The following is a 5,609-nucleotide window of genomic DNA, read 5'->3' as shown; positions in this document are numbered from 1 at the left end:
AAATTCGTCGGTTACATCATAAAAGAAATCTTCCGACATTATTTTTTGAGCAATAGGATTTGCGTTTTCTAACTTTATCTCCATATTCACAGGGATTTTTTGTCCTTTACTTTGGTAAGAACTTAAAATAAAAACTAAAAACAATATTTGAAATACAATTTTCATAACATAGCAGGCAACGTTTCGCGTATTGGCGATGGTGCGGCTTTAACGCGGAAACTTTCTTAGTATAAACTAATCTTCGGAACTTCTAAAATCTTTAAACTTGCGATTCCTCCGCACTATTGCCAATACGATGTTATGCGTTCGGCTTTTTAAAATTTATTCAATTTATGGGTTTCCAATTTCCTTTTTTAAAGTACATATTATTAAATTTATCGGAATGGAAAACTAAATAAAAACTCCAAGCGTTTCTATAAACTGTTGGATTAGTTTTTAATACATGAATTGTCGGTTGCTCCATATTTATTATAAGTCTTTCTGAACCATATGGTGCTGTTGTTGAAATTGTACCACTAAAAGTTCTTACTATTTTGTCATGATTTGTAACATAAAAATAAATTTTATCATTATTAATTTTAAATCGAAAAGTTTCATATTGCCAATCCGCCTGTTTACCTGGGAAAAAGTCTCTGTCGATAATGTACTGTCCGTAATAGTCTTTCTTTTTTAATATTTTTTTCGCCGTTAATTTTTCCACTACTAAAGATAAAATAATTAATCCAATCACGGAAAGCCAGAAGTATCCGATTACTTTTCCGAAAACCTTATTATTTGTTTTCCACCAGACGAAAATCATTATTCCCGTCAATGGAACTAGAAAGAAAAGAAAAAATAAAAATGCCATAAATTATTTATGATTATATTTCCGTCGTTTGATGCTGACGCATAACTTGTTTATATGTCTTACTCCGTTAGACAAATACAACGTATTTGGTAGGTATTTGTCTGATATTCGTAAGACTTATTTCTAATCACTAAGATATGTTTTTTCCGACTATTGTTTTCTGCAATTGTAATTAATATTTTTCTGGAGAGGTAGATTTTTAATAACTCAGTACGTAGACCTTCTAAAGGCTACCAAACGCCACAAAAAAAGCAGTCCTTCTAAAAAACTGCACTATTTTTCTAGATTCTAGAAACGATAACCCCATAAGGTTACCAAGTGGGGAGAAAAAGCCACCGGAGGTTCCGTTCAACAGGCTTTCATCTCGTGTCCTGCGGACAAGACGAAAGCTTAGTTATTGTACGCAGTATTATTGTGTTTTTGTTTTGTATAATCTTATTGCAGATATAACGATCCATAGAAAATAAAATAGGAAAACAATTCTTTGTCCTACAGACGGAATGTTTGGAAAAAAGAGATACCAAGAACCAAAAACTATAGTCAGCCAAACACAAATTAGTGTAGGTTTTATAAGAGGTTGCCAATTCGTATTTTTCTTCCATATTTTGGGATAAGTAAATGCCGTAAAAAGAAATGAAATATAACTTCCGTAACTCCCAATCATATGCAATATAGTTGTAGTTGATTTTCTGTTCTCCATATCAGCGGGGAAAATTCCGGAAAGAGTCATAAATAGACCACTTAAAATAAGACCATAATAAGGGATTTTTGAATTAATATTTTTGGCAGAATATTTATAAAGTCCGATTGAAAACATTGCAATTAATAGTCCGGGAATGATATATCCCAAAATATTCCAAAACCATAAATTAGGAGCATCGAGAGAGCCTAATTCACTGATTGCTTTATATTTAAAACTGTATTCAGGACGCATATTTGCCATTACAAAGTAAGTAGTCCCAAGCAAAAATGCAGAAGCAATTCCTGAAAATGCAAATCCTTTATTATTCATTTCATTTTTTGAAACAAATTTATCGGTAAATTAAATAAGTCAATTTGATGTATATCAAAAAGTGATTTCGGCTCTTACTCGGCTCAATGTTTCTTGTGTAATTCCCAAGTGGCTTGCAAGCATTCCCAAAGGAACTCTACCTAATTTATTCGCCGATTGTTTTGAAAAATATTCGTATCTCTCCTTTGCAGTATGAAATTGTAAGGAAATTATTCTTTCAGATTGTTCAACAAAATATTTAGAGATAAGTATTCTTCCAAATCTTTCCATTTCAGGAAAATCCGCAAAACATTTTTCGAGTTCGTAAATATTGATTGCGATAAGCTCGGAATCTTCTAATGTTTGAATGTAACAGTTGTCAGGAACATTTTTCATAAAACTATAAATAGAAGTAATCCACTCGTTTTCTGCGGCAAAATTGTCTGTTACTTCTTTTTCTCCTTTTTCATAATAAATTCGGATTAGTCCAGAGCTTATGAAATATGTTTTATCACATACTTTGTTTGGACGATGTATGAATTTGTCTTTTTTTACAATTTCAGCTTTCGATATTGATATAATTCTTGCTTTTAAGTCTTCGGAAACTTTAATTACGTTCTCAATATTTTGGAGTAGTGATTCAATCATCGGCAGTTGTGAAAATATTGCGTACAACGGTTTGGTATTTCTGCAGGCGGGCTAAAAATACGAAATCTTTCTACTTGCTAAAAATTGAATTAACCGCGAAAATCTTCGATGAAAACTTCATACCCGCTTGTAGAAATAGCTTGTTGTAGCACGTTTTTACTTTTCAATTTCTATAACTGTTACAGTTTTATTCACATAAATAAAAATGATAATACCAACAAGAACGACAAATCCAGTCGTTATGTAATGAAGGGAATTGAAGTTCACAAAATTATCAACTGCATCTTTCAACAATCGTCCAATAAACTGAAGACAATTAGCAATAATTAAAAAAATAATTACCCACGCCTTAATTCCAATTTTAGCGTATTGATTCTTTGTCAAAATTAACGCTAGTAAAACTGCTTCAATTATTACGGGAAGAAATCCAATCAGTTTTCCGGATGTTACCGTCGCAAATAGATTCCACGCCATTAATCCGCCCACAATTGCAATAATCGTCCAATAAACTGTTTGGTTAGAAAATTGTGATTTCTTCATAATATCTTTTAAAATGTGCTACAACGTTGAAGCATTGGCGATGTGGCGATAATAGAATTCCTTCTCGCCGGAACCAATGCTGATTAAAGATATAAAGTTGATTGTAATTACAAAAGCTTAATTAAAAAACTTCAAGCCAGAACCGAAGATGATTTTTTGTAAAATGTTGAATTAAATTTCTTCAGCCGCCATAACGCCAATGCAATGTTGTGTGCAGTGATTTACATTAAAAGTATTCTCCAATAATCTGGTTAGTTATTTCCAGACATTCCATTATGATTCAATGTTTGCTTACAATGATTTTCCAAACAATTAAATTTTAATTCTTTCCAAGATGTTCCTTTCAGCCCTTTAAGACTTATCTCTTTTTGAGTAGTTTCAATAGTAAAAAGAAATCCAGATGCTTTTGAACTTTCGAGCAAAGTAGTCATTCCATTTTCATCGATTGCCTGTGCATTTTGATTTTCTTTGATATTAAATTTCAAATCTTTCCATGAACATCCATTAGTGCAGGTTAACTTCATTTCATCATTAGTTCTTTCAACTACAATTGTAAATGGCTCAACTTCAGAACTCTTTATGTTTTTCGATGTTGTCCCACAAGACATTATTGAAACTGTTAGAATACAGAAAAGACTGCGGTGAATGTTAATTATGTTGTATAGCATATTTAATAACATTTAAAAAGATAAAATTATAAATTACTGCGCTTATAAAAGTTTAATTGCACACAACGGTTTGGGTATTGCCGAAGGCGGGGGTTTTTAGCGCAAAAGTTCAATCGAAGAACGAAAGTTGAACCTTGCACAAATGTCCAATCGAAGCCGTTCTGTCCCGCTTTTGGCAATACCTTGTTATGTGCAGTTTTTTTATTCAAATATTCTTTTACTGAATTGTTGTTTTAGTTGTTTAAAATCTTGTTTAGGTTGTTTACAAATAAAGATAGTTTGATACAACTCATCTTCCTTTTTAGCATAAGAGTTATAAATTGTCTTGACAGGAATTACACTTTCAAAATAAGGTTCAAAGAAACTTTTTCCGTCTTCTTTACTTTCTCTGAAAGCAATTATCGTTTTGGGAATTTCTCCTTGATTTGGCGACCAAATGTAAAAACTACCGTGATAGGAAAATGCATTAGGAAGATTGTATTTTTCTTTTTTTAATTTTAAAATTCCAGCTTGTGAATAATGCTTTGCCCAAATTAGAGCTTCGGTTTTTTCATTGGAAGGCAGACTGTCATAAACGGTTTTTATTGCGGAAAGTGTTTTTTCCCATTTTTGGCCAGAATAATATTCGTCAAACTTAATCCCATAACTTCCGCCGTCTATTTCTAATTTCTCGTAAGGATAAACACGCTGAATATATTTGTTTAATGAATAGACTGGCATTCCAAAAGGAATTAAAATTGCTCCAAATAGTAAAATAATTGTCAAAGGATAAAAAATCCATCTTTTTTTATTGAAAACAAATATTTGCCAGAAAACAGCTCCAAACGGAATAAGGGTAAGAATAATTGGATAAAAGTAATACGCTTTACCTTTATTAATTAGAAGTGCCATAAAAGACAAAAGAACACCAACTCCTATAATTTTTAAAAACTTTTCTTTGGTTAAGATAAAAAATAAAATAGCTGGTAGTAAAATAAAAATAGAATTTAGCGGATTGATAGATATGAATAAATCAGTAATAATTTCCGCACTATTTAGTTTCTCTAATTGTGTTTCTTTAAGCCTGTGCATCATCTGAAAAAACGGAAAATTATTCTGAAATTGCCAGAGAATATTAGGGCTTATTGCCAATAAAAAAACGAGAATATTTTTCCAGAATTTTTGCTGTATCAATGCATTTCTTGTCTTTTTGAAAAACAGAAGACCGCTTAATCCAAAAATAAAGAACAAACTATCATATTTGAACAAAAATCCAATGATTGAAAAAATTGTCAAAAGCCATAAATTTTTGTTTTCTAAGGTTTTGCTGTACACTAAAAAATAGTAAAAATTTATAGTCCAAAACAGCTGACTAAAAACCACAGGCTGAAATAATTGTTGAGAACGTTCAAAGCCCGGGGCAATAATTATAGCCAACAAAGCTAAGATTAGAGCCTTTTCTTTTCCGCCTAAAAAAAGAACAATTTTGGCAACATAAAACATAATTAGTATTGAACATAAATGTGGAAACAGATGATGTACAAATACAGAGTCCGAGTTAAATACATTTTGGATAAAAGCAACGATGGAAATTAAAGGCGGAAATTCCATATATCCAAAAGCTAAATGGTTTCCCGTTTCGATGTGAATTAGCTCATCCCCTTGAAAACCTGAATGATAGTCAGCAATTAAATGAAGAGAGAGTTTAATCAGGCAGAAAAAAAATACAATTAGTTTCGTTTGTCTATCCATTCAATTTGTCATTGTTTTTTGTGAGACGAATTTTTGGGTAAAATTGCACATAACGGTTGGGTATTTCTGCAGGCGGGCTAAAAATAAGAAAACTTTCTACTTGCTAAAAACTTAATTAACTGCGAAAATCTTCGATGAAAACTTCATACCCGCTCGTAGAAATACCTTGTTGCCTGATGTGTTT

General features: G+C 31.6%; 6 protein-coding genes. All 6 read right to left on the bottom strand.

All coding sequences use genetic code 11. The features are described from left to right. Positions 1–325: 325 nt before the first annotated feature. A complete protein-coding gene (locus ACEYOS_RS05905) occupies positions 326–847 on the bottom strand; it encodes a hypothetical protein (protein WP_089819935.1) in 522 nt (173 codons plus the stop codon). Positions 848–1,256: 409 nt separating this feature from the next. Further along, positions 1,257–1,859, bottom strand: a complete 603-nt coding sequence (locus ACEYOS_RS05900; protein ID WP_373748023.1) for a DUF998 domain-containing protein — start codon at positions 1,857–1,859, stop codon at positions 1,257–1,259. A gap of 54 nt (positions 1,860–1,913) precedes the next feature. Further along, positions 1,914–2,486: a Crp/Fnr family transcriptional regulator gene (locus ACEYOS_RS05895; RefSeq protein WP_250069800.1), complete on the bottom strand. Its 573-nt coding sequence runs from the start codon at positions 2,484–2,486 to the stop codon at positions 1,914–1,916. A 156-nt stretch (positions 2,487–2,642) separates the two neighbouring features. Further along, entirely contained in the window at positions 2,643–3,026 is a 384-nt protein-coding gene (locus tag ACEYOS_RS05890; protein WP_373748022.1) for a hypothetical protein, read from the bottom strand. A gap of 251 nt (positions 3,027–3,277) precedes the next feature. After that, positions 3,278–3,694 (bottom strand): hypothetical protein, encoded by a 417-nt coding sequence (locus ACEYOS_RS05885; RefSeq protein WP_373748021.1) that lies wholly within the window; start codon positions 3,692–3,694, stop codon positions 3,278–3,280. 201 nt (positions 3,695–3,895) lie between these two features. Beyond that, the gene (locus ACEYOS_RS05880) at positions 3,896–5,425 is read right to left on the bottom strand and encodes an ArnT family glycosyltransferase (protein ID WP_373748020.1); all 1,530 of its coding nucleotides are present in this window, start codon (positions 5,423–5,425) and stop codon (positions 3,896–3,898) included. Between the last annotated feature and the right edge of the window lie 184 nt (positions 5,426–5,609).

Origin of the sequence: Kaistella sp. (genome assembly GCF_041824135.1) — a bacterium.
Lineage (GTDB): Bacteria > Bacteroidota > Bacteroidia > Flavobacteriales > Weeksellaceae > Kaistella.
This window is presented reverse-complemented; position numbering and strand designations above follow the sequence as displayed.